We start from the raw sequence: 24471 nt of genomic DNA, 5'->3' as shown, positions 1-24471 counted from the left end.
GTGCAATCAAAATTAGAAGCTAAATATTTACGAGAAATTGGAGAAAAAGTATATAGTTTTTTCTTTGAAAATCCTGAAATGGAAAATAATAATTTAGAATTTCGTGAAGGTCAATCAGAGATGGCTTGTGAAATAGTAGATGCCATAAGTCAAAAGAAAAATCTAGTGGTAGAAGCAGGTGTAGGGATTGGAAAATCTTTTGCTTATTTGGTGCCACTTATTTATTACAATTATTATTTACAAAAACCAGTGGTAATAGCTACTTCAACTATCACTTTGCAGGAACAATTACAAGGCGATATACGCTATATCATGGAGAAATTACAAATATTTCCAGAAGTTTTATTGGCTAAAGGTATGACTAATTTCATTTGTAGATATCATTTTAAAAGATTTTTTGATGATAGAGCAAATTTAAAGCAATATGAGAAAATATATGAATGTATAAATCAAGGTGGTAAAGAGCCAAGTGATTGGAATATTGAACTTCCTTTAGATTTATGGCAGAAATTTAGAATTAAGAATTATAATTATCGTGAATGTAAATATTGTGAATATCGAGATGTTTGTCATTACCATAATTTACGTTTAAATTTGAAAAAGACAAAGGGTATAATTATTTGCAATCAAGATATGCTCACTACTGATTTGCGTTTAAAACGAGAGATGAAAGATGGTTTATTTACAGAAGAATTAAGCTTGATTGTCGTTGATGAAGCTCATAATTTGGAAGATAAAGTGCGTTCTTCATATACAGATATGTTGACTAGAAAGCAATTGGTAAATACATTGAAAAGATGCTATTTAAGCATAAAAAAAATACCACCTAATTTAGCTAAAAATATAGATAGTGTATTTAGAGATATAGATAAAATTTTTAGGATAATAGATAAGCAGATAAAATATCAAATACAACAGGCACAAAAACAACATCAAGATGCTGATAGATTTAAGATAAATATACCGATTGATTTATTGCAAAATGTATATAAAATAGCAGAAGCAATAATGATAGCACATGCTGTAAGTATTCGCAAAACTGGCGGAAAAATCAATAGTGATATGGAGATTATTTTAGACTTTTTCAAAGCATGGCAAGATGAAAAAAACTATATTGTCTGGGCTGAAGAGGCTAAAAATCCAATAATATATCTTTGTCCTACAAATGTAAATGAAAAAATCAATGAATTATTTTTTGGCGATAGAGTAAAACTGAGAAAAAATTTCCATACAATTTTTACTTCGGCGACTTTGACGAATTTAGCCAATGAAGATTTGACGAAAGCATATAGTTATTTTATACAAAATACAATGTTTCCAATAAATGATAGCATATTATCAGAAGTGAAATATTCGCCATTTGCTTATGATAAACATGCAAAACTTTTTTATACAGATGATATTACAAGCCCTAGTAAAGATAGAGGAAAATTCATTGATGAAAGCATAGATTTAGTGAAAAAAATATTGGATATTTCTCAAGGAAAGGCTTTGATTTTATTTACATCTAAAGCGGATATGAATGCTGTATATACAAGGCTAAAAGCTTTGAATTTAAATTATACTTTAATTAAACAAAATGAAATATCTTCACAACAACAATTAATTCATAAATTTAAGCAAGATGTAAATTCTGTGTTACTAGGAACAGGAGTTTTTTGGGAAGGTATAAGCATAGAAGGTATAGCACTTTCGAATTTGATTATTTATAAATTGCCATTCCCACTGCCAGAACCAATCATCAATGAAAAATGTAAACGCAGTAAAAATCCTTTAGAGGAAGTATTAGTTCCAGAGATGATTATTAAATTAAAACAAGGTGTAGGTAGATTAATACGCAATAAAACAGATAAAGGCATAGTATCTATCATTGATTCGCGTCTAGGTGATAAATCAAAGGCAAATTATAAAGAAAAAGTATGGCAAGCTTTGCCGATAAAACAAAGAACAAATAGCTTAAAAGAATTACAAAGTTTTTATGATAATTTATGATTAATAAACAGGAAATTCATCATTATAAAGATAGATAATATCTAGTATAGGTGAATAAAAGCTTATATCTATCATGTAGGGACCATTTTTATCTTTATCTAGAGTGCTATTTGTTGGAAGTCCATTGCTTAAATCAACTTTTTTAGAAAAATCTTCATAAAGCGTTTTATCGTATAATTTACATTGACTTAAATCAATCCATATTTCACATACTTCATTTGGTGAGATATCTTTTTTAGGAAGGATAAATATAGTTGTTGCACCATAGATACCATCTCCAGGATAGATATCTAAATCAGTAAGAGATAAATTATCACTTATAGTAACGGCTGAAGTAGGTATTTTCATTCCATGAGTTACAAATTCATAGTTAAGGGGTAAATCAATATCTGTATTATTTACTATTTTAAAATGTAAAGTACCTCTACCTCCGATATAATCTCCATAATCTTGCCAAGATAAAGTCGTAGGGCTAAAACTGCCATCAATATCATAAGTAAATGGGACATGCTCAGCTAAATATTCTCTAGTGTATTTTCGTCTAGGTTTTTGATTAGTAGACTGATTTTTTTCATCATTAGGCGTAGCTGTTGGAGCAGGCGAAGAAGGAGTCGTTTCATTATTTTTAGGAGTAGATGATTTATTTTCTAGCTTGATATCATTAAAAGGATTTTTTTGAGGTAAATCTTTAATTTCTTGCTTTATTTTTTCTGTATCAATTTTTTCAGGAAGTTGTTTTAGATTATCTTCAATTTTTTGAATATCAAAATCTGTAGGTGTCTCAGAAGTTTTATTTAAATAATAGCTATAAGAGATGATGATTAAAATTAATGTAAGCAGGATAACACTTAAAGTGATTAAGAATTTTTTCCATGTTGCCATAGGGACAAATTCTTGCAAAATTTCATTTACAGATTGGTAACGTCTGTCAGGATCGAATTTAATCGCTTTTTTGATGATTTTTTGGAGTTTTTTATTTTTAGGTTGAAGTTTTTGTAAAGTTATACCTAAAGCATAGATATCACTGCGAATATCTGTTTGAGCAAAGCCGTATTGTTCAGGGGGAGCATATCCACGTGTACCAAGATATTCTGTATCATACGTTTTATCAGGATTGATTAGACGAGCTGTATCAAAGTCGATTAATTTAACGATATTATCTTTAGTGAGCATTATATTAGAAGGTTTTATGTCGCGATGTAAAATATTATGTTCATGTAAAATTTTTAATCCTTCGCATAATTGAATGATTATTTTCTTGATAATATCATCAGAAAGTTGTTCTTGTTGTTCTAAAATATTAAAAAGTGTGCGTCCATTGATGTATTCTTCAACAATAATAGTGATGTTTTCATCTTGATATAGATAATATATTTCAGGAAAACAATTATGTGAGAGTTTTTTTAACTCGCTATAAGGACTTGTAGTGTGATGAAGATATTTTATAATACAAGGTTGATTTGTTAATTTATTAATAGCTAAAACAATTTTACTCTTTGATGATTTTTTTATTTCTTGTGTTATTGTAAAATTGGTAGATAAAAATTCATGGAAGAGCTCAGACATAATAAATTAACCTTTCTATAAAAAACATATATTTTTTATTAATGAGATTTAACTATATTGATAGTTAATATTATTTTAGCATATAAATAAAGCCTAGTAGTTAGTTTAATTTTAACTACTAGGCTTTATTTAGAGTGAGTTTTTTTCTTAAGCAATAGTTTTGCTTGAAATGAGTTTTTCTTTTTTAGTTGTTTTTATTTTTAATATTATAGCTATGATGAAGCTGATAATAAATAAAAATGCGAATACATAGAGGCAAAGTGCATAACTTTGAGTTGTTTCACGAATAAAGGATAATAAAAGTGGTCCTGCAATACCAGCCATGCCCCAAGCTGTGAGAATTCTGCCATGAATAGCGCTTAATTGTTTTGTGCCAAATAAATCGCTTAAATAAGCTGGCATACAAGAGAAGCCACCACCATAGCAAGAAACAATGATTAAAACTAATAATTGGAAGAAAAAGGCTTCAGTTGTATTAGCGAGTGCATAGAAAGCAAAAATTTCAATCAAGAAAAATAAAATATAAGTATTTCTACGACCGATATAATCGGAAACGCTAGACCAAGCGATACGACCAAAACCATTGATAAGTCCAATAACGCCAACCATAGAAGCAGCAGTAATTGGGCTCATATGAACTACTTCTTGAGCCATAGGAGAAGCTACAGCTAAAAGACCAATACCACAAGTAATATTAGTGAAGAATATCCACCAAAGTGCATAGAATTTCCAATCGCGAGTAGCTTCAGCTACGCTATATTGTTTTATTTCAACCATAGAATTAGAAGTTTTAACAGTTGTAGGTAAGTATTTTTCTACGAATTCTTTTGGTGGAGGAGCGAGATATAAAGAAGAAGCTCCCATGATTAATATATAAGCACAGCCTAAAATGATGAAGTTAGTTACTAAGCCAAAATTGCTAACGAGAATTTGCATGATAGGGCCAGCAATTAAACTTGCAAAACCAAATCCCATGATAGCAAGACCTGTAGCAAATCCACGTCTTTTAGGGAAATATTTTACAAGAGTGGAAACAGGAGTGATATATCCAATACCAAGACCAATACCACCGATTACACCATAGCAGATGTAAAGTAAAATAAGGCTTTGTAAATGAAGAGCTAAAGCTGTACCAAATATACCAATACCAAAGAAGGCAGTGGCAGTAAGTCCGCTAATACGAGGGCCATTTTTTTCAACAAATGTTCCTAGAAAACCAGCGGATAAACCTAAAAATAAAATTGCAATAGAAAATGTCCATGTAGTTTCTTGAAGACTAAAGCCCATTTGAGCCATGATAGGCTTAGTAAGTACGCTCCAAGCATAAACACTACCAATACAAATATGAATACCAATTGCGGATAATGCGATAAGCCATCTGTTTTTCATTATATAATCTTCCTTTCGTAAAAATAAAAAATTATAAAATACAAGAAAACTTATGCCTAAAAACAAAAAGACCATCTAGGCAAAAATTTTCTTTGCCCAGACGGTCGACTTTTCTATAGCAATGCGGTTCATGTGGTTAATTCCACTAAAATCCGTCAGTTCCACAGTGCTTATTCAATTGATAGCTTTATTATAACAAATATTTAATCTATGTCAAGAATAAAATTAATTTCATTTATGTTTTAGTTTTTACAACTAAAACAGTTGTATTTTTTTGTAAAAAATCAATTTCTTTATCAGAAATGTTATCATCGGTAATTAAAAAATCAATATTTTTCCATGTAGCATATTCTACCATCGCAGTAGAACGAGATTTTTTACTATCAGCTAAAACAAAATTCTGCTTAGAATTTCTAATCATTATACGTTTTACTTCGGCATCAGAAAAATCTATAGAAGTAGGACCAAAATGTTCTTTAAATCCACTAGAACCTAAAAAAGCAACGTCTACTTTTATTTTACTAAGAAAACTAGTTGCACCAAAACCTTCAAGTGCCATAGTAGTGTTATTTAATTGACCACCACTAAGATGGACAATGTTGTCGCTATTAGATAATACATTTAAAGCACTTACAGAATTTGTAATAATCGTTAAACCTTTTTTTAAATATAATAATTTAGCTAAGCATAATGTAGTACTACCAGCATCAATAAAAATAACAGAATGATCTTTAATAAATTTTAGTGCTTCATTAGCAATTGCTAATTTAGCATCATAATTTTCCATATTTCTATCTTCTAATGGTTTTTCGATTACTTCTAAAGAAGACAGTGCGCCACCGTGACTTTTTTTTATAATGCCTTGTTTATCTAAGTATATTAAATCTTTTCGTATAGTTTCTGTAGAAACAGCAAAAGTTTTTGCAAGTTCGCCAACCTTTATACTACCATTAGAAATTATAAGTTCAGCTATTTTATTTCTACGTTCAGCTGTTATTAATTTTGACATGTATTTCACCTCTATTTTATATTTATTTTATTATTCTTAAAAGAACTTGTCAAAAATTTTTAGAAAAATTAAAAATCGCAATAAAAAACAACTAAAATAGTGTTGACAATTTAGAATAGCAATGATATTATCTACATAACAAGAAAAAACAACAATAATGTTGTTAAAAATTGCTAATTGGAGGATATCATGAAAAGAAAAATAATAATATCACCATCATTAATTTGTGCGGATTTATGTAATTTAGAAAAAGAAGTAAAAGATTTATCTTTAGCAGGAATGAAATCATTACATGTGGATTTAATAGATCCTCATTTTAGTCCAAGTATGCCAATTGGAATAGATATTGTAAAGCAATTGAAGGCTAAAAGTAATATGGATTTTGATGTTCATATTATGTCTAATTATAATGAGTTTTTCATTAAAGAGCTTGTAAAAATGGATATTTCAAGTATAACTTTTCATAGCGAAGCTACAATTCATGTAGAAAAAATGTTGCAAATTATAAAAGAAGCAGGAATTAAGGCTGGAATAGCTTTAGCACCAGCAACATCCTTATCCACTATTGAATATGTTGCGAAAGCTTGCGATTATATTTTATTAATGACAATTAATCCTGGATATGCTGGTGGAAAATCAGAAGAAATGGTACCTTATGCAATAGATAAAATAAGAGATTGTAAAGATTTATTAAATAAAATAGGGTCAAATGCACAGATAATTATTGATGGTAGAGTGTCTTTTGAAGTAATGCCTAAATTGATTGAAGCTGGAGCTGATGTATTAGTTGCAGGCAGTAAAAGTATATTTAGAAAAGGTTTTTCTTATTTAGAAAATTATCAAGAAGCGCAAAATGTAATAAAAAAATCATTAGGAGAATAGAATTATGAATTATAGAGAAACTACTAAAATTGTTATTGATGAATGCTATTTAGCTTTGAGTAAAGTAGAAGAAAAACAAATAGATATGTTAATAGATTATTTGTTTAATGCAGATAAAGTATTTTTTATTGGTGTTGGTAGAGTAAAACTAGAGTTAGAGGCTTTTGCAAAAAGACTTGCACATTTAGGCATAAAAACGCATATTGTAGGAGATATTAATGAACCAGCAATGACAGATAAAGATATTTTGGTTGTAGGTTCAGGTAGTGGTGAATCATTAGTACCAGTGGCTATTGCAAAAAAAGCTAAGAGCGTAGGTGGAAAAATTATACATATTGGTTCAAATCCTCATAGCTCGTTAGCTCCAATTACAGATTTAATGGTTAGAATTCCAGTACAAACAAAATTATATTTAGAAGACGAAATATCTTCAAATCAGCCAATGTCTAGTTTATTTGAACAATCATTATTATTATTAGGTGATATAGTAGCTAAAATGATAGTAGAAAGAAAACAAATTAACTTAAAATCGTTGTGGCAATATCATGCTAATTTAGAATAATAAATTGAGGTAAGAATATGTTAAAAGAATTTTTAAAGAATAATATTATTTTAACAGATGAATTTGATTCATGGGAATTAGCAATAAAACAAGCATCAGAACCTTTATTAGAAAAAAATATAATAAAAGAATCTTATGTGGAAGCTATGATAAATAGTGTATATAAGAATGGTCCATATATGATTATAATGCCACATATCGCTTTGGCACACGCTAGACCAGAAGATGGTGTAAATGAAAATGGAATTTCATTTCTTAAATTGAAAACACCAGTAATATTTCCACAAGAAAATGATGTTGATATAATTATTGTACTAGCAGCAAAAGAAGATGAAGGTCATTTAGAATTGATGGCTGAGTTAGCAGATCTATTAGTTGATGATGAGAAAACAGAGGCCATAAGACGTGCTCATAATAAAAATCAAATAAAAGAGATTTTATTTTCTGAATAATTATATTAATGCAATAGTAATTTTTATTTTTAATAGGAGGTACAAATAATGCAATCAAATGTAAGAGCTAAAATACAAGCTTTCGGTGGTTTTTTAACAGCTATGGTAATTCCTAATATGGGTGCTTTTATTGCGTGGGGCTTTATTACAGCATTGTTTATTCCTACAGGATGGATTCCAAATGAGCAATTTAATAAATTAGTTGGACCTATGGTTAGCACATTATTACCATTGTTGTTAGCATATGCTGGAGGTAAATTAATTTATGACACTAGAGGTGGTATTGCAGGTACTATTGGAACTATTGGTTTAATTGTAGGAGCAAATATTCCAATGTTTTTAGGGGCTATGATTATGGGCCCATTAAGTGCATATATTATTAAAAAATTTGATGGAATGATAGAAGATAAAATTCCAACAGGTTTTGAGATGTTAGTAAATAACTTTTCATTGGGTATTATAGGTTTTATTTTATGTTTATTAGCTAATTCATTTATTGGTCCAGCAGTACAAGAAGCAAATAATATTATAAGTATTGCAATCAAAGCATTAGTTAGTACAGGTATTTTACCAATATTAGCATTAATAAATGAACCTGCAAAAGTATTATTTTTAAATAATGTTATTGACCAAGGTGTATACTATCCATTAGGAATGCAAGATGCTTTAAACACAGGGAAATCTATTTATTTTATGGTTGCATCTAATCCAGGAGCTGGTTTGGGTTTATTGTTGGCATATGCAGTATTTGGTCAAGGGGCTTCCAAGAGTACGGCACCAGGAGCAATCATAATACATTTCTTTGGCGGTATACATGAAATGTATTTCCCTTATGTATTAATGAAACCTATTACAATTATATCCATGATTTGTGGTTCGGCATGCGGTATTTTTACATTTCAGTTGTTTGGTGTAGGTTTAGCAGCTGGACCAAGTCCAGGTTCTATCTTTGCATATTTAGCATTAACACCAAAGGGGAATTTTTTAGGTGTAATAGCTGGTGTATTAGTAGCTGCTATTGTTAGTTTCGTTATAACTTCATTTATTTTAAAAGTATCAAAAGTTAATAACGATGAAGAATTGAATGCATCAATGATACAATCTAAAGCAATGAAGCAAGAAGGTAAAGATTTATTTAATAGTGTTACAACAGGAAAAAATAGTTCTAATAATAAAATATCTTTTATAGCTTATGCTTGTGATGCTGGTATGGGTAGTAGTGCTATGGGAGCTAGTTTATTAAAGAAAAAATTAGCTAAAATGGGAATTGATATAAAAGTAGAACATTTTGCTATTGAAAAAGTACCAGAAAATGTAGATTTAATTGTAACACATAAAAATTTGTATGATAGAGCAAAAATGGTTTCTGGTAACAAAGAAATTATAACTATTGAAAATTATTTAAAAGATACTAATATCGATATGCTTATTGAAAGAATAAAACAAGAGAATAATAAGTAATCATTAAATAATAAGGATAGTGATAATATGTTAGCCGTACATTTTGGTGCAGGTAATATAGGTAGAGGATTTATTGGTCAATTATTATATGAATCGGGCTATGAAATTTGTTTTTTAGATGTAAATCAAACTGTAATTGATGATATAAATAATTTAGGAAAATATAGAATTAAATTAGTAGGTGACACTCCAAAATTTATTGAGGTAGAAAATATTAGTGCAGTTAATAGTAATGATATAGATTTGGTTGTAAAAAAAATTGTACAAGCAGATATAATAACTACTGCATTGGGAGCAAATATTTTAAAATATATTGCCCCTGTAATTGCTAAAGGAATAAATGAACGTATTATAAAAAATAAAAAACCATTAAATATTATAGCTTGTGAAAATATGATAGGTGCTAGTTCTAAACTAGAAGAATTGGTATATAAACATTTTGATGAATTAAAAATAAAAGAATTGAAAAAATATATTAGTTTTCCTAATTCAGCAGTAGATAGGATTGTTCCCATACAAAATAATGAAGAAAAGCTACTAGTAGAAACAGAAGAATTTTTCGAATGGGATATAGATGGTTCAAATATTATTGGAAGTAAACCTAATATATGTGGAGTAACTTATGTAGATAATTTACAAGCTTATATTGAACGTAAATTATTTGCAGTAAATGCAACACATGCTTCAATTGCATATTTAGGATATATGTATGGCAAGAAAACAGTATATGAAGCTACACAAGATAAAAAAATAATGGAGATAGTTAGACAGGTAACAAAAGAAACATCTAAATTGTTAGTAAAGAAATATAGTTTTGATTTAGAAAAGCATCAAGCGTATATAAACAAGATAATACAGCGATTTTCTAGTAAATATATTTCAGATGATATTTTAAGAGTTGCTCGTTCACCAATTAGAAAAATTGGTGAAAATGAAAGATTGATAGCTCCAGCAAAACAATTATTAGAAAATAATATAGAACCAGTAGCTTTATCAACAGTGATTGCTTGTGCATTACATTTTAAAAATGATAAAGATGTAGAAGCGAAAGAATTACAAGATTTTATATTACAAAATGGTGTAGAAGAAGCCTTAGAAAAATATAGTAAATTAAATAGAAATTCTAGATTAGTACAACTTATTGTAAAAAAATATAATGAATTAAAATAAAAAAGCAGGATTTATCCTGCTTTTTTTTAGGAGTCAAGATAATGATTAAAGGTTTAATTTTTGATATGGATGGATTAATATTAGATACTGAAACTATTAGTAATAAATTATTAATAGATATATTTAGTAAATATGATATTAATTTAAATGAAGAAATAATATCAAAAACAATTGGATTAGAAAAGAAAAAAGCTATAAAAGTATTTGAGGAATATTTAGGAGATAACATTCCGATAAAAGATATTATAAATTTGCATAAAAAAGTAGTAAATGATTATTTAGAGAAAAATGGTGTACCAGTTAAATTGGGGTTAATAGAACTATTGAATTATTTAGATGAAGAAAAAATAAAAAAAGTAGTAGCAACATCATCATATAGAAAGGTAGCAGAGAATGTATTAATAAGAGCAAATGTATATAATAGATTTGATGATATTATTTGTGGAGATGAGATAAAAGAATCTAAACCATTACCGGATATTTTCTTGAAAGCTTTAGAGAAATTAAATTTACCAGCTGATGAAGTAATAGTATTAGAAGATTCAAGAATGGGTATATTAGCAGCACATAGAGCAAAAATAAAATCTATAATGATACCTGATATATTACCAGCAGATGAAGAAACTAAAAAGTTATATTTTAAAGAATGTAAATCATTGTTAGATGTTATACATTTATTAAAAACTTTTAATTAATATAGTCAAAATCGTGATTTTTGTAGTTTAAATGATGAATAATGGTTGTAAATACTAGATTTTTTCCTTTGAATAAGTATAATTTATGTTTAAATAAATTTGTATTTTAGAGAAGGTGAAGATTATCTTGATGGCACAAAAAACATATAATACTATGGCTGTCTTAAGTTTAATTTTATTGAGTTTCATTTTAGGAACGAGTGAATTTATAATTGTGGGTATTTTGCCTGATATAGCAAATGATATAAATTGCTCGTTGACTATGGCGGGTAATTTAATTTCAGTTTTTGCTTTTGCTTATGCAATAGGCACTCCGTTTATCACAGCAGCAGTCAGTGCTTATAACAGATATTATGTATTATTGATATTAGCAATATGTTTTATCTTAGGAAATTTTTTATGTGCTTTAGCGAGTAATTATTATATTTTAGTATTAGCCAGAATTATAACTGCGATGATTTCAGGAACAATATTATCTATTTCGATGACATTTGCTTCTGAAATAGCGACTGTTCAATATCAACCAAAAGTCATCAGTTGGATTTTTGCAGGTTTTAGTATAGCCTCTGTTTTTGGTGTGCCTATAGGTACGATTATTTGTCAAATATTTAGTTGGCAAATGACTTTTATATTATTATCTGTAGTTAGTATATGTATTTTATTGATGTTGTGGCATTATTTACCAAATGTGGGCAGTGGACAAAAAACAAATTTATGTAATCAATTTATTTTATTGAAAAGTATGCGTATAAATTATGGTATGCTTATTGTAATCTGTGGTGCTGCTGGAAGTTATGTATTTTATACATATCTGACACCGATTTTACAGCAATATATACAAATTCCTATTTCCATGACAAGTTTAGTATTGAGCTTATTTGGTATTAGTACGATTATCAGTAATTTACTTTCAGGAAGAATAGCTAGTTTAGGTGGCATGAAGAAAATGCCAATGGTATATTTCTTACAAGCTCTATGTTTGCTTGCACTTATTTTTACTAGTTATCATTTAGTTTTAGGTTTGATAAATATTTTACTCATGGGTGTGATAATGTATTTACAAAATTCACCAGCGCAATTGCATTTTTTGAAGACAGCCACAAGAGAAAAACCAGAAGCTATAACTTTAGCTTCTGCATTAAATCCTGTATCGTTTAATACAGGTATAGCGCTAGGTTCAGCTTGTGGTGGAATAATCATAAATTTTGCACCTATGCCTTTTGTTGGTCTAGGTGGTGCGATTTTTGCCATTATCGCTATGATTATCAATCTTAGATTGTTAAAAAATATGACTAAATTTAATAAAAGAGGATAAAATAAACCCCAAAAGTTTATTTAAATTAACTTTTGGGGTTTTGATTTTTAATTAATAATTAACGTAGAAAATTAGAATAAACCAGTAATTTTTCCGTTAATATCGATATCCATATTTTCAGCAGCAGGTTTTTTAGGAAGACCAGGCATTGTTAAGATATTACCTGTTAAGGCTACGATAAAGCCTGCGCCAGCATTGATGCGAAGTTCGCGAACAGTGATTTTAAATCCTGTTGGTGCACCTAATTTGAATTGGTCATCACTTAAGGAATATTGAGTTTTTGCCATGCAGATTGGCATTTTATCAAGACCTTCAACTTCAAATTCAGCGATAGTTTTTTCTACAGCAGGTGTGTAATTTACGCCATCAGCACCATAGATTTTTGTAGCGATTGCATTGATTTTATCTTTGATAGAATCATTTACATCATACATGTATTGGAAGTTAGAAGGTTTTTCAGTTGCTTCAATAACTTTTTGAGCAAGGTCGATAGCACCTTCGCCACCTTTAGCCCAAGCTTCGGAAATGCTTACAGAAGCCCCCATAGATTCGCAAAGAGCTTTTAATTCTTGAAGTTCATTTTCTGTATCAGTAGGGAAAGCATTTATAGCTACAACGATTGGTAAACCGAATTTTTGAATGTTTTCAATATGTTTAGCAAGGTTAGTCATACCTTTTTTGAGTGCTTCGATATTTTCAGTAGCAAGTTCAGTTTTTGCAAGTCCACCATGCATTTTTAAAGCGCGAATAGTAGCAACGATTACTACTGCATCAGGTTTAAATCCAGTGAAACGACATTTGATATCAAGGAATTTTTCAGCACCAAGGTCAGCACCAAAACCTGCTTCAGTAACAGTATAATCAGCCATTTTTAAAGCGTATTTAGTAGCCATTACACTATTGCAACCATGAGCGATATTAGCAAAAGGGCCACCATGGATAAGAGCAGGAGTGCCTTCAAGAGTTTGTACAAGGTTTGGTTTAATTGCATCTTTGAATAATAAAGTTAAAGCACCTGTTACATTTAATTCTTCAGCGCGAACAGGACGACCGCTTCTAGTATAACCGATGATGATATTGCCAAGACGTTTTTTCATATCTTCAAGGTCAGAAGTCAAGCATAAAATAGCCATCATTTCAGATGCAACAGTGATATCAAAACCAGTTTCGCGTGGTACGCCATGAGCTTTACCACCTAAACCACAGATGATATTGCGAAGAGCACGGTCATTTAAATCGACAACGCGTTTCCAAGTGATGCGACGAACATCTAAATCAAGAGCATTGCCCTGTTGGATATGGTTATCGATAACAGCAGCAAGTAAATTGTGAGCAGATGTTATAGCATGGAAATCGCCAGTGAAATGAAGATTGATATCTTCCATTGGCACTACTTGAGCATAACCACCGCCAGCGGCACCGCCTTTCATACCAAAGCATGGACCTAAGGAAGGTTCACGAAGAGCGATTGCAGTTTTTTTGCCAAGTTTATGAAGAGCATCGCCAAGACCAATGCTAGTAGTTGTTTTACCTTCACCAGCAGGAGTTGGATTAATTGCTGTTACAAGAATAAGTTTACCATTTTCTTTTTGTTGGAGAGTTGTGTTCCAATAGTTTAAAGAAATTTTAGCTTTATATTTTCCGTATAATTCAAGTTCATCTTCTGGGATTTCAAGATGTTGAGCAATTTTACCAATAGGTTCCATAATAGCTTCTTGAGCAATTTGCACGTCTGTTTTCATGTGGTTTAGTACCTCCAATAATTAAACTAATTTGATAGTATTATATATTTTGGAAAAAGGCAATATAAATTTTGCCAAACATATGCTTAGGCATAAAAAAACGCCTGAGCATATATTATTATGCCCAGACGGTCGACTTTTTGATAATAGTACGGTTCATGTGGTTAATTCCACTAAAATCCGTCAGTTCCATACTATTTATGAAATTATGCTTTTATTATAACAAAGGCAAATTTATTTAGCAAGTTGTAATTTTGCAGCATTGATAGTATTTTGCATGAGCATAGCTATAGTGAGAAGACCTACGCCACCTGGAACAGGTGTGATAGCACCAGCTACTTCTACAGCATTATCAAAGTCTACATCACCAACTAATTTTTTAGGTGCAATGCGGTTGATACCAACATCAATTACAGTAGCACCAGGTTTTATCATATCAGCAGTAATAAAATGAGGTCTGCCCACAGCTGCCACTAAAATATCAGCAGAACGACAAATTTCTTTGAGGTTGTGAGTATGTGAATGACAGATAGTAACTGTGGCATTTTGAGCGAGTAATAATTGTCCCATAGGTTTACCCACAATATTACTGCGACCAACGATAACAGCATGTGCGCCATCTATATTGATTTTAGCAGATTGAAGCATTTTTAAACAACCATATGGAGTACAAGGTATCATGCCATCGTCTTGTCCAATCATCAATTTACCAACATTAACAGGGTGGAAGCCATCAACATCTTTTAATGGGCAAATAGCATTTAAAATATCTGCTTCTTCTTTAGCAATAGCTTCTGGAAGTGGTAATTGAACTAAAATACCATGAATTTCTTGGCGATAATTTAATTCATCAATTTTGGCGATGAGTTGTTCTTTTGTTGTATCAGCAGGCATGCTTATAACTTCAGAATAGATACCAACTTCTTCGCAAGTGCGATGTTTATTATTTACGTAAACTTTAGAAGCTGGATTTTCACCAACGATAATTACAGCAAGACCAGGAGTGATATTATATTGTTCTTTTAAAGCTAAAACTTGTTTTTTTGCTTCTTCTTTAAATTCACTAGCAAATATTTTTCCGGATAAAATTTGTGCACTCAAAAATAACACCTTCTTTATTAACTTAAAATATCAATTAATGTAAATACAAAAATGACAATAGAAACAATGCCATTGCGCATGAAATAAACTTGAGTTAAACGACTGAAATCATATGGAGTGATGAGGCTATGTTGATAAATTAATGTCAAGATAGCTATTAATACACCAATATAATAAATAAAGGATAAATCAAAATAGATTCCAGCACCGATAAAACATAAAATAGAAATAAAATGGAAAAAAGCTGCTATTTTATGAGCATTAGCTACACCAAATTGTGTTGCCATAGAATGAAGTTTATGGTCTAAATCAAATTGGCGGTCTTGGCTACCGTAAATTACATCAAAACTACCAATCCATAAACAAACGCCACCACTTAATAAAATAATACCAAATGGCAATTCACCTGTAACAGCGATATATCCACCAGCAGGTGCCATGGCTAAAGCTACACCTAAAAAATAATGACAAAGAAAAGTAAATCTTTTCGTATACGGATAAAATAATAAGAAAAATAAACAAATTGGTGTTAATTTTAGACAAATAGGAGCTAGTTGACTAGCAGAATATAAAAATATACAAAGACTGACGATGATGAGGATAATTACTTCAATAGGTTTAATTGCTCCAGTAACTAATGGACGCTTGGACATGCGATTTTGTTGTTTATCAAATTTCAAATCGACAAGATTGTCCATAGCTAAAGCAGAGCTTCTAGCTCCTATCATTGCAAGTGTTACCCATAAAAAATCGTGAAAAGTAGGGATACCCTTTGCCGCAAGGAATAATCCCATATAAGCAAAGGGTAGGGCAAATACAGAATGATGAAGAGCTATATTATTAATATGAGCAGATAATTTACTCAAGACCGAGTTCCTGCCATTTTGCATCTACAAGTTTTTTAATATCGTCAGACATGTTAATTTCATCAGGCCATTCACGAGTATGTCCTTCTTCTGGCCATGTTTTTGTAGCATCAATACCTATTTTTGTACCCCATTTTGCCATTGGTGAGGAGTGGTCTAAGGCGTCAAGTGGACCTTCAACCATTACAATATCGTGTTTAGCATCAATATTGTTAAAAACACGCCACCAAACTTCTTTTTCTTTTTGAACATCAACGTGTTCATCAACGACAATGATCATTTTGGTGAACATCATTTGTCCCATACCCCAAATAGCATGCATTACTTTTTTAGCTTGTTGTGGATATGTTTTTTTGATGGATACCATTACGCAATCATGGAATACACCTTCAAGAGGGAAATTGATATCGCGAATTTCAGGTAAAGTCTGTTGTAATAATGGTAAGAAAATACGTTCTGTAGCTTTAGCTAAGAAGCAATCTTCCATTGGAGGTTTACCAACGATAGTAGCAGAATAAATAGGATTTTTGCGATGTGTTATACAAGTGATGTGGAATACTGGATAATCATCAGCTAATGAATAATAACCTGTATGGTCGCCGAAAGGACCTTCACGGCGAGTTTCACCGATATTTACATATCCTTCAAGTACGATTTCACTGCAAGCTGGTACTTCAACATCAACAGTTTTACATTTTACCATTTCTACAGATTTTTTACGTAAAAAGCCTGCAAATACCATTTCATCAATGTCACGAGGAAGTGGAGCAGTAGCAGCATATGTGATTACTGGGTCTGTACCGATAGCGACTGCAACTTCAATTTTATCTTTGCCCATTTCTTGATAAGCGCGATAGTTACTAGCACCATCTTTATGAAGATGCCAGTGCATACCAGTTGTTTGACCATCATATTTTTGTAAACGATACATACCAACATTGCGTTTACCTGTTTTTGGATTGCGAGTGAATACAAGTGGTAAAGTGATGAATGGACCACCATCTTGAGGCCAACATTTCAAAATAGGGAATTTATCTAAAGTAGGATTATCTGTGATAACTACTTCTTGGCAAGGTGCTTTTTTTACATATTTAGGGAAATTAATAGCACGTTTTGCAGTTGGAATAATGTGGATTAAATCCATTTTATTTTGAAGGGAAATATAAGGTAATCTTAAGATTTCACGAAGTTCATTAGGAATTTCTTCAATATCATTTACACCAAAAGCAAGTGCCAAGCGTTCCATACTACCAAAAGCATTCATAAGTACAGGCATATCGTAGCCTTTTACATTTTCAAATAATAAAGCTACATTTTTTTTGCCTTCCATTTTGGAAACGCGGTCAGTGATTTCAGTGATTTCTAAATTACAATCAACAGGAGTTTTGATGCGTTTGAGCATACCACGAGACTCCAAAGTGTTGATGAATTCTCTTAAATCATAAAAAGCCAAAAAAATCGCTCCTTTATATTTATATTGCGTAAGTGATTAACATTATTTTTTCATAGCAAAACGAACTATGACATAACTTATTTCATAAAGTAAAATCATAGGTATAGCAATCATAGATTGGGAAAAAACATCTGGTGTTGGGGAGATAATAGCGCCAACAACAAAAGTTAAAAAGATTACAATGCGTTGTTGTTTTGCTAAGAATTTTGAAGAAATAATACCTACTTTGGCTAATAATATAATGGCTAAAGGCATTTCAAAGATAAAGCCGAATGGCAATAAAAAGGCAATGACAAAGTCAAAATATTGTTTTAGCGAAAACATAGGTTGAAGTTCTTCAGTGCTAAAGCCCATTAAGAATTTTATCCCAGCTGGCATGACAAAGAAAAAGGAAAAGGCTAAACCAGCTAAAAATAAAATTAGCGAAATAGGCACGATAACGGAGATTAAATATCTTTCCATACCGATCAAGGCAGGTAAAACAAATCGCCATATTTGATATAAAACTATAGGTAGAGCAAGTAAAAATCCGACAAATACAGCAACTTTAATATAAGTAAAAAATGCCTCTGCTGGTTGCATATAATAAAGCTTTCCAGCAGGGCCTGTTAAGATGTGCATTATGTCTTCAATAAAATAATAGGCAACACAGCTACCAATACCTATAGCAATTAGTGAACGAATAAGGCGTTTTCTAAGCTCAGTAAGGTGAGCAATAATGGACATACTGCCATTATTTGTAGTTGTCTGCTCGTTAACTTCAGTTGTTGGTAGATTTTCTGAAGTTGAAGCAGTAACAGTATTAGCAGAAGTATGTTCGTTCATATCTTGAGACATAAATTGCTACCTCACTTTTTATCTTTTTTTTCGTCTTCATTTTTAGCATCAATAGTTTTTGTATTATCTTCTGTAGAAGCAGAACGGAATTCGCGAAGACTTTTGCCTACAGCTTTACCGATTTCTGGCAATTTACCAGGACCAAATACAACTAAAGCGATAACCAAGATTAATACAAGTTCAGGAATACCAATACTATACATTTAAATCACCTTTACTTTTATTTTTATTTTTAGTACTAAATAAAGAATATAATTTAAAAAGTAGTTGTCAATTATTATAGATTATTTAGTAGTTTTTTCAGGTTCAACTGGAGTTTTAGGTGTTGTTGTTTCTGTTTTTGCAGTAGTAGTATTTTTTTCTGTAGCAGTTTCTTGCATGAAGACAGGAGCTACAGCTGGTTGTTCTGGGTTAGCTGGATTAGGTGGTGTAGGAGTTATAGAAGCGTTATTAGTAGTATTATTAACGGAATTTGATAATTCAGAAGTGGCTTTTTTAAATTCTTGTAAGCCTTTACCTACAGCACGACCAATTTCAGGCAATTTGCCAGGACCAAATACTACAAGACCAATGATTAAAATAAGGATAAGTTCAGGAAAACCAATACCAAACATTTAAGTCACCTCAGTAAAAATTTTATTTTAATAATCACGGCTACCAATAAAATCAGCTATTTCAATGAAAGATGTTCTAACTGGCTGTGGTAAGCTATCAGGTAGAATATTTTTAGCGCGATTTAAAAATTCTGTAACAGTTTGTCTTGCAAAATCAATACTGTTGGAATTTTTTACGATATTAATAGCACGATTTAATTCTTCTAAGCTCATTTGACGATTTTCGATGATATTTTTTAACTCTTCGCTATTTTCGCCATGCTTATAGGCATGAATTACAGGAAGAGTGATTACACCTTGCAAAATATCGTTTCCAGCAGGTTTGCCGATTTTTTTAGAGTCAGAGGTTAAATCTAAAATATCATCAACTATTTGGAATGCCATACCGATACAATAACCGTATTCACGGAGAGCATCAACTTCTTTTGCTGATAATTTAGCAACAATTGCACCGATTTCACAGCTAGTAGCAATAAAATTAGCTGTTTTTTTGGCAATGCGTTCATAATAAATATCAATAGAGTCTGGAATTGTATAACCAAAATGGTTTTGTAAGATTTCGCCTTCGCTTAAATCACAGACAATAGTTGCTAAGCGTTCAGAAATTCGCGTGCCATAATCATTTTTAGCAATGGCTGCAAATGCTTTAGCAAATAGATAGTCGCCAGTAAGTACGGCTATATTATTTCCCCATTTTGCATTGGCAGTAGCAGAACCACGGCGAGTAGCTGCATTATCTAAAACATCATCATGAACAAGAGAAGCTGTATGAATCATTTCTAGTGCCATAGCAAGAGGCATTACATAATCTTTATCTAAATTAGGATTACTCTTTGTCGCCAGAAGATATAAGGCGGGTCGAATACGTTTTCCGCCAGAGCTTATAAGATGATTTCCGATATCAGTTATAAGGTCAACAGGAGATGTAACCGTCTCATGTAATAAATTTTCTAGCGATGATAAATCTTTCTTAATAATGAAGAACATTTTGTTTTTTGTTAACAAATTATATCACCTGCATATTTCGAATTACTAACTTAATTAAGTTTACTACAAAATAGACATGTTAGTAAATAATAAATTATTATTATATGGCTTTCTTTAATGATAAATAAAAAGTAACAGACTAGGTTATGTATTATTATAGGTAAGTATTTGTATACATAGATGAAATGTAGGAAATAAACCCAGAGTTTATTCTTTTGTGCTATAATAAATACTAACAACTATTATGTTAATAGAGGTGCTAGCTATGAGAAAATTAATCTTATTAGGAACAGGCAATGCTATGGTTACAAAATGTTTTAATACATGTTTTGCCTTAAATATAGATGATGAATATTTTTTAGTTGATGCTGGTGGCGGAAATGGAATTTTAGCTCAATTAGAAAAAGCGCAAATAGATATGACAAAAATCCATCACTTATTTATTACACATGCGCATACAGACCATGTTCTCGGTGTAATTTGGGTAGTGCGTAAGATAGCTACTTTGATGAACCAAGGAAAATATGAAGGCAAGTTACATATCTATTGTCATGATAAAGTAAAAATGGTAGTAGAAACTATTGCAAATTTGACTTTGAAAAAGAAAGATTTAGCACAAATTGGCAAAAATATTATTTTTGATGTGGTTGAAGATGGCGACCAAAGAGAAATTTTAAATATGCAAGTCATTTTCTTTGATATTTTATCTACAAAAGAAAAGCAATTTGGTTTTAGTGCTGAATTTGCAGATGGCATGAATTTATGTTGTTTAGGTGATGAACCATATAATGAAGTCTGTGAAATTTATGCTCAAAATGCTGATTATTTATTATCTGAAGCATTTTGTTTATATGGAGATAGAGATATTTTCAAACCATATGAAAAACACCATAGTACAGTAAAAGAAGCTTGTGAATTAGCGGAACAATTACAAGTTAAAAATTTGATTTTATATCATACAGAAGATAAACATATAGATAAACGCAAAGAATTATACACTGATGAAGGTAAACAATATTATTATGGAAATTTATATGTACCTGATGATTTAGATGTAATAAATTTGAAATAATAAAGAATAAATATTGATTTATTCATAGTAAAGTGCTATGATGTTCTTGTAACTAAATAAAGCAGTCTTTGGGGCAGGGTGCAATTCCCTACCGGCGGTAAAGCCCGCGAGCAATTATTTGCATGATTTGGTGAAATTCCAAAGCCGACAGTATAGTCTGGATGAGAAAAGATGGAAAGTTATAAATTAGTTTATAAAAGTGAATTAGTATAGATAATTAATTTATAATATAAAGCTGATTAGGCTGTTATTTGCAATGCATTTAACAGCCTTTTTTGTTTAATTCTTTAAAAATTATAACCAAAGAATGAACAGAAAGAATGGTGATTTTTTGAGTTACGATGAAAAGTATATGAGACTTGCCATGCAGTTAGCAGGAAATGCAATCGGTAGAACTTCCCCTAATCCTTTAGTCGGTGCTGTTATTGTCAAAGATAATCGGATTGTGGGTTGTGGCTGGCATAGAAAAGCAGGTACACCACATGCTGAAGTTCATGCCTTAAATCAAGCAGGAGAATTAGCTCAAGGTGCTGATGTATATGTAACATTAGAACCGTGTGCTCATTATGGCAAAACACCACCATGTGCTAAAGCTTTAGTAGAAGCAAAAGTAAAAAATGTATATGGCGGTTTATTGGACGTAAATCCTAAAGTTGCAGGTAAAGGCTTTAAGATTTTAGAAGATGCAGGTATTCATGTGGAATATGGATTTTTGCAAGATGAACTGCGTAAACAAAATGAAGTATTCTTTAAATGGATTGAACATAAAAAACCATTTATAGTCTTAAAAGCTGCTATGACTTTAGATGGAAAAATTACTACAGCAACAGGTCAATCAAAATGGATAACAAATGAAACATCAAGAGCGTATGGTTATAAATTACGTGATATTTATGATGGTATCATGGTAGGAATTAATACTGTGATAGAAGATAATCCTATGCTCACTGCTAGAGTAGATGGCGGAAAAAATCCAATTAGAATTGTTGTAGATAGCAGTTTAAAAATTGATATAAATGCTAATGTAGTACAAGATAAATCAGCAAAAACTATTGTTGCTACTACAGATAAAGCGGATAAAGATAAAATTTTAAAACTACAAGCTCAAGATGTTGATGTCATTGTAGTGGATAAAGATGAAAATGATAAAGTAGATATAGAAAAATTACTAGATATTTTAGGACAACAAAATATTTGTAGCATTTTAGTTGAAGGCGGTGCTACTTTAAGCGGAAGTTTTGTTGCAAAAAAATTAGTAGATAAAGTATATTTCTTTATTGCCCCAAAAATTATTGGCGGTAAAGAAGCGAAAACTCCTGTAGCAGGAACAGGTATTTTAAATTTACAAGAAGCTCTAGCGTTAAAAGATATCCAAATTGAAAAATTAGAAGAAGATATTTTAATCATAGGTAGAGTAGATAAAGATAAGGTGTGATACAGTGTTTACAGGTATCGTAGAAGAAATCGGTGTTGTAAAGGCTATAGCAAAAGGCACTCATTCTATAAAATTATCTATTAAGTCTAAGAAAGTTTTAGAAAATACACAATTAGGTGATAGTATTGCTGTAAATGGTATATGTTTAACAGTTACTTTTTTAGCAAGTGATTATTTTATAGCAGATGTTATGCCAGAGTCCATGCGCAAGACGAATATGGGTTTATTAAAAATTGGCGATAAAGTCAATTTAGAAAGAGCTTTGACTTTATCAAGTAGATTGGGCGGTCATATTGTAAGTGGCCATATTGATGGCACTGCTAAAATTATTGAAATGAAAAAAGATGATAATGCTACACGTGTTACTTTAACAGCTAATGATAGAATTTTAAAATATATCATTTCTGAAGGTTCTGTTGCTTTAGACGGAGTAAGTCTTACTGTAGCACATTTAGGTGAAGATAATTTTACAGTATCGCTAATACCACATACATCTGAAGTTACAACACTACTTAGTAAATCAGTAGGTTCGATAATTAATGTAGAAAATGATGTCGTGGGTAAATATGTAGAAAGATTATTGAGTTTTAAACAAGATAAACCAAAATCATCATCATTGAGTTTAGATTTTTTACGTGAAAATGGTTTTTAAGAAATGAGGTATAGACATATGGAATTTAAATACAATACAGTTGAAGAAGCTATTGAAGCATTTAAACAAGGTAAAATGGTATTAGTAACAGATGATGAAGACCGTGAAAATGAAGGCGATTTAATCGTAGCTGCTGAAAAAGCAACTCCAGAAATCATCAATTTTATGGCTACTCATGCAAAAGGTTTAATCTGCGTGCCAATGTCTGGCGAACTCATTGATAAAGCTGGTTTAAATCAGATGGTTAGCCACAATACAGATAATCATGAAACAGCTTTCACTGTATCTGTTGATGCTGTAGATACAACTACAGGTATTTCTGCTTTTGAAAGAGCTAGAACAGTTGAAGTTTTAATTGATGATAATGTAAAACCAGAAGATTTACGTCGTCCAGGTCATATGTTCCCTCTTCGTGCTAAAGAAGGTGGCGTACTTTGCCGTATTGGTCATACAGAAGCTACTGTAGATTTAGCAAAATTAGCAGGTTTAAAACCAGCAGGTCTTTGCTGTGAAATCATGAAGGAAGACGGTCATATGGCTCGTACTCCAGATTTAATTGAATTTGCCAAAAAACATGATTTAGTATTTATAACTGTAGCTCAATTAGTAGAATATCGTAAAACTACAGAAAAAATGGTAGAAAAAGTAGCTGAAGCAGATTTTCCAAATAAATTTGGTCATTTTAGAGTAATGGCTTATGAAAGCAAATTAGATGGAAAATGTCATTTAGCTATTGTCAAAGGCGATGTAAGAAATAAAAAGAATGTATTAGTACGCGTTCATTCTGAATGTTTAACAGGTGATGTATTAGGTTCTATGCGTTGTGATTGTGGCGATCAACTTCATTTAGCAATGCAAAAAATTGAAGAAGCTGGTGAAGGTGTATTATTATATCTTCGTCAAGAAGGTCGTGGCATAGGTCTTGCAAATAAAATCAGAGCGTATGCACTTCAAGACCAAGGTAAAGACACAATTGAAGCAAATGTTTTATTAGGTTTTGCTCCTGATGAACGTGAATACGGTATTGGGGCTCAAATCTTAGAAGATTTAGGTTTATCTAGCATACGTTTATTGACTAATAATCCAGCTAAAAGAGCAGGTCTTGAAGGTTTTGGCTTAGAAATCGTAGAAAGAGTACCACTTCAAATCCCTGCTAATAAATATGATGCGGGTTATTTAAAAGTGAAAAAAGAAAAAATGGGACATTTATTAAAATAAT

At 31.1% G+C, this 24471-nt stretch carries 23 protein-coding genes and 3 riboswitches; of the genes, 12 read left to right on the top strand and 11 right to left on the bottom strand.

What is annotated here, in order from left to right:
- Positions 1-1992 (top strand): ATP-dependent DNA helicase, encoded by a 1992-nt coding sequence (locus F553_RS0104010; protein ID WP_018999089.1) that lies wholly within the window; start codon positions 1-3, stop codon positions 1990-1992.
- Here F553_RS0104010 and F553_RS12185 read toward each other — a convergent pair whose 3' ends face one another.
- From F553_RS12185 to F553_RS0103995, 3 genes are all read right to left on the bottom strand, one after another.
- Positions 1993-3558, bottom strand: coding sequence for a serine/threonine-protein kinase (locus tag F553_RS12185; RefSeq protein ID WP_018999088.1), 1566 nt, complete (start codon positions 3556-3558; stop codon positions 1993-1995).
- A gap of 147 nt (positions 3559-3705) precedes the next feature.
- Positions 3706-4947 carry an L-lactate MFS transporter gene (locus F553_RS0104000; protein ID WP_018999087.1) on the bottom strand — a complete coding sequence of 414 codons (1242 nt, stop codon included), beginning with the start codon at positions 4945-4947 and terminating at the stop codon, positions 3706-3708.
- Positions 4948-5034: 87 nt separating this feature from the next.
- A riboswitch (ZMP/ZTP riboswitch) is annotated at positions 5035-5120 on the bottom strand.
- Between the two features lie 62 nt (positions 5121-5182).
- A complete protein-coding gene (locus tag F553_RS0103995; RefSeq protein ID WP_018999086.1) occupies positions 5183-5956 on the bottom strand; it encodes a DeoR/GlpR family DNA-binding transcription regulator in 774 nt (257 codons plus the stop codon).
- A 189-nt stretch (positions 5957-6145) separates the two neighbouring features.
- Between F553_RS0103995 and F553_RS0103990 the strand changes: the two genes are divergently transcribed.
- From F553_RS0103990 to F553_RS0103960, 7 genes are all read left to right on the top strand, one after another.
- Positions 6146-6838, top strand: coding sequence for a ribulose-phosphate 3-epimerase (locus F553_RS0103990; protein ID WP_018999085.1), 693 nt, complete (start codon positions 6146-6148; stop codon positions 6836-6838).
- A gap of 4 nt (positions 6839-6842) precedes the next feature.
- Entirely contained in the window at positions 6843-7400 is a 558-nt protein-coding gene (gene hxlB, locus F553_RS0103985) for a 6-phospho-3-hexuloisomerase (protein ID WP_018999084.1), read from the top strand.
- A gap of 17 nt (positions 7401-7417) precedes the next feature.
- On the top strand, positions 7418-7852 hold the full coding sequence (locus F553_RS0103980; RefSeq protein WP_018999083.1) for a PTS sugar transporter subunit IIA: 435 nt from the start codon (positions 7418-7420) through the stop codon (positions 7850-7852).
- Between the two features lie 48 nt (positions 7853-7900).
- Positions 7901-9313: a PTS mannitol transporter subunit IIBC gene (locus tag F553_RS0103975; protein ID WP_018999082.1), complete on the top strand. Its 1413-nt coding sequence runs from the start codon at positions 7901-7903 to the stop codon at positions 9311-9313.
- A 27-nt stretch (positions 9314-9340) separates the two neighbouring features.
- Positions 9341-10483 (top strand): mannitol-1-phosphate 5-dehydrogenase, encoded by a 1143-nt coding sequence (locus F553_RS0103970; protein ID WP_018999081.1) that lies wholly within the window; start codon positions 9341-9343, stop codon positions 10481-10483.
- Between the two features lie 41 nt (positions 10484-10524).
- Positions 10525-11178 carry an HAD family hydrolase gene (locus F553_RS0103965; protein ID WP_018999080.1) on the top strand — a complete coding sequence of 218 codons (654 nt, stop codon included), beginning with the start codon at positions 10525-10527 and terminating at the stop codon, positions 11176-11178.
- A 130-nt stretch (positions 11179-11308) separates the two neighbouring features.
- The gene (locus F553_RS0103960; RefSeq protein WP_018999079.1) at positions 11309-12493 is read left to right on the top strand and encodes an MFS transporter; all 1185 of its coding nucleotides are present in this window, start codon (positions 11309-11311) and stop codon (positions 12491-12493) included.
- Positions 12494-12564: 71 nt separating this feature from the next.
- Here the strand turns inward: F553_RS0103960 and F553_RS0103955 are convergent, their stop codons facing one another.
- The 8 genes from F553_RS0103955 to F553_RS0103920 form a co-directional block, all read right to left on the bottom strand.
- Entirely contained in the window at positions 12565-14235 is a 1671-nt protein-coding gene (locus F553_RS0103955; RefSeq protein ID WP_018999078.1) for a formate--tetrahydrofolate ligase, read from the bottom strand.
- A 115-nt stretch (positions 14236-14350) separates the two neighbouring features.
- Positions 14351-14436, bottom strand: a riboswitch (ZMP/ZTP riboswitch).
- Between the two features lie 33 nt (positions 14437-14469).
- Positions 14470-15336 carry a bifunctional methylenetetrahydrofolate dehydrogenase/methenyltetrahydrofolate cyclohydrolase FolD gene (gene folD / locus F553_RS0103950; RefSeq protein WP_018999077.1) on the bottom strand — a complete coding sequence of 289 codons (867 nt, stop codon included), beginning with the start codon at positions 15334-15336 and terminating at the stop codon, positions 14470-14472.
- 17 nt (positions 15337-15353) lie between these two features.
- Positions 15354-16202 carry a 4-hydroxybenzoate octaprenyltransferase gene (locus tag F553_RS0103945; RefSeq protein ID WP_008538652.1) on the bottom strand — a complete coding sequence of 283 codons (849 nt, stop codon included), beginning with the start codon at positions 16200-16202 and terminating at the stop codon, positions 15354-15356.
- On the bottom strand, positions 16195-17655 hold the full coding sequence (locus tag F553_RS0103940; RefSeq protein ID WP_018999076.1) for a menaquinone biosynthesis decarboxylase: 1461 nt from the start codon (positions 17653-17655) through the stop codon (positions 16195-16197). The genes F553_RS0103945 and F553_RS0103940 overlap by 8 nt, the downstream gene beginning before the upstream one ends.
- 42 nt (positions 17656-17697) lie before the next feature.
- Positions 17698-18492 carry a twin-arginine translocase subunit TatC gene (gene tatC / locus F553_RS0103935; protein ID WP_008538650.1) on the bottom strand — a complete coding sequence of 265 codons (795 nt, stop codon included), beginning with the start codon at positions 18490-18492 and terminating at the stop codon, positions 17698-17700.
- An 11-nt stretch (positions 18493-18503) separates the two neighbouring features.
- The gene (locus F553_RS0103930) at positions 18504-18695 is read right to left on the bottom strand and encodes a twin-arginine translocase TatA/TatE family subunit (protein WP_008538649.1); all 192 of its coding nucleotides are present in this window, start codon (positions 18693-18695) and stop codon (positions 18504-18506) included.
- 81 nt (positions 18696-18776) lie between these two features.
- On the bottom strand, positions 18777-19106 hold the full coding sequence (tatA, locus tag F553_RS0103925; protein ID WP_018999075.1) for a twin-arginine translocase TatA/TatE family subunit: 330 nt from the start codon (positions 19104-19106) through the stop codon (positions 18777-18779).
- A gap of 27 nt (positions 19107-19133) precedes the next feature.
- Complete coding sequence (locus tag F553_RS0103920) at positions 19134-20111, bottom strand: polyprenyl synthetase family protein (protein ID WP_018999074.1); 978 nt, start codon at positions 20109-20111, stop codon at positions 19134-19136.
- A 247-nt stretch (positions 20112-20358) separates the two neighbouring features.
- Between F553_RS0103920 and F553_RS0103915 the strand changes: the two genes are divergently transcribed.
- From F553_RS0103915 to F553_RS0103900, 4 genes are all read left to right on the top strand, one after another.
- Positions 20359-21165, top strand: coding sequence for an MBL fold metallo-hydrolase (locus F553_RS0103915; protein WP_018999073.1), 807 nt, complete (start codon positions 20359-20361; stop codon positions 21163-21165).
- A gap of 60 nt (positions 21166-21225) precedes the next feature.
- Positions 21226-21342, top strand: a riboswitch (FMN riboswitch).
- A 130-nt stretch (positions 21343-21472) separates the two neighbouring features.
- On the top strand, positions 21473-22600 hold the full coding sequence (gene ribD / locus F553_RS0103910) for a bifunctional diaminohydroxyphosphoribosylaminopyrimidine deaminase/5-amino-6-(5-phosphoribosylamino)uracil reductase RibD (protein WP_051081842.1): 1128 nt from the start codon (positions 21473-21475) through the stop codon (positions 22598-22600).
- 4 nt (positions 22601-22604) lie between these two features.
- Complete coding sequence (locus F553_RS0103905) at positions 22605-23252, top strand: riboflavin synthase (RefSeq protein ID WP_018999071.1); 648 nt, start codon at positions 22605-22607, stop codon at positions 23250-23252.
- 18 nt (positions 23253-23270) lie between these two features.
- The gene (locus F553_RS0103900; RefSeq protein WP_018999070.1) at positions 23271-24470 is read left to right on the top strand and encodes a bifunctional 3,4-dihydroxy-2-butanone-4-phosphate synthase/GTP cyclohydrolase II; all 1200 of its coding nucleotides are present in this window, start codon (positions 23271-23273) and stop codon (positions 24468-24470) included.
- The last annotated feature ends 1 nt before the right edge of the window (position 24471 follow it).

Source organism: Megamonas rupellensis DSM 19944, from assembly GCF_000378365.1.
Classification (GTDB): domain Bacteria; phylum Bacillota; class Negativicutes; order Selenomonadales; family Selenomonadaceae; genus Megamonas; species Megamonas funiformis.
Note: the sequence above shows the minus strand (reverse complement) of the source record. Positions and strands in the feature narration are given on the sequence as shown.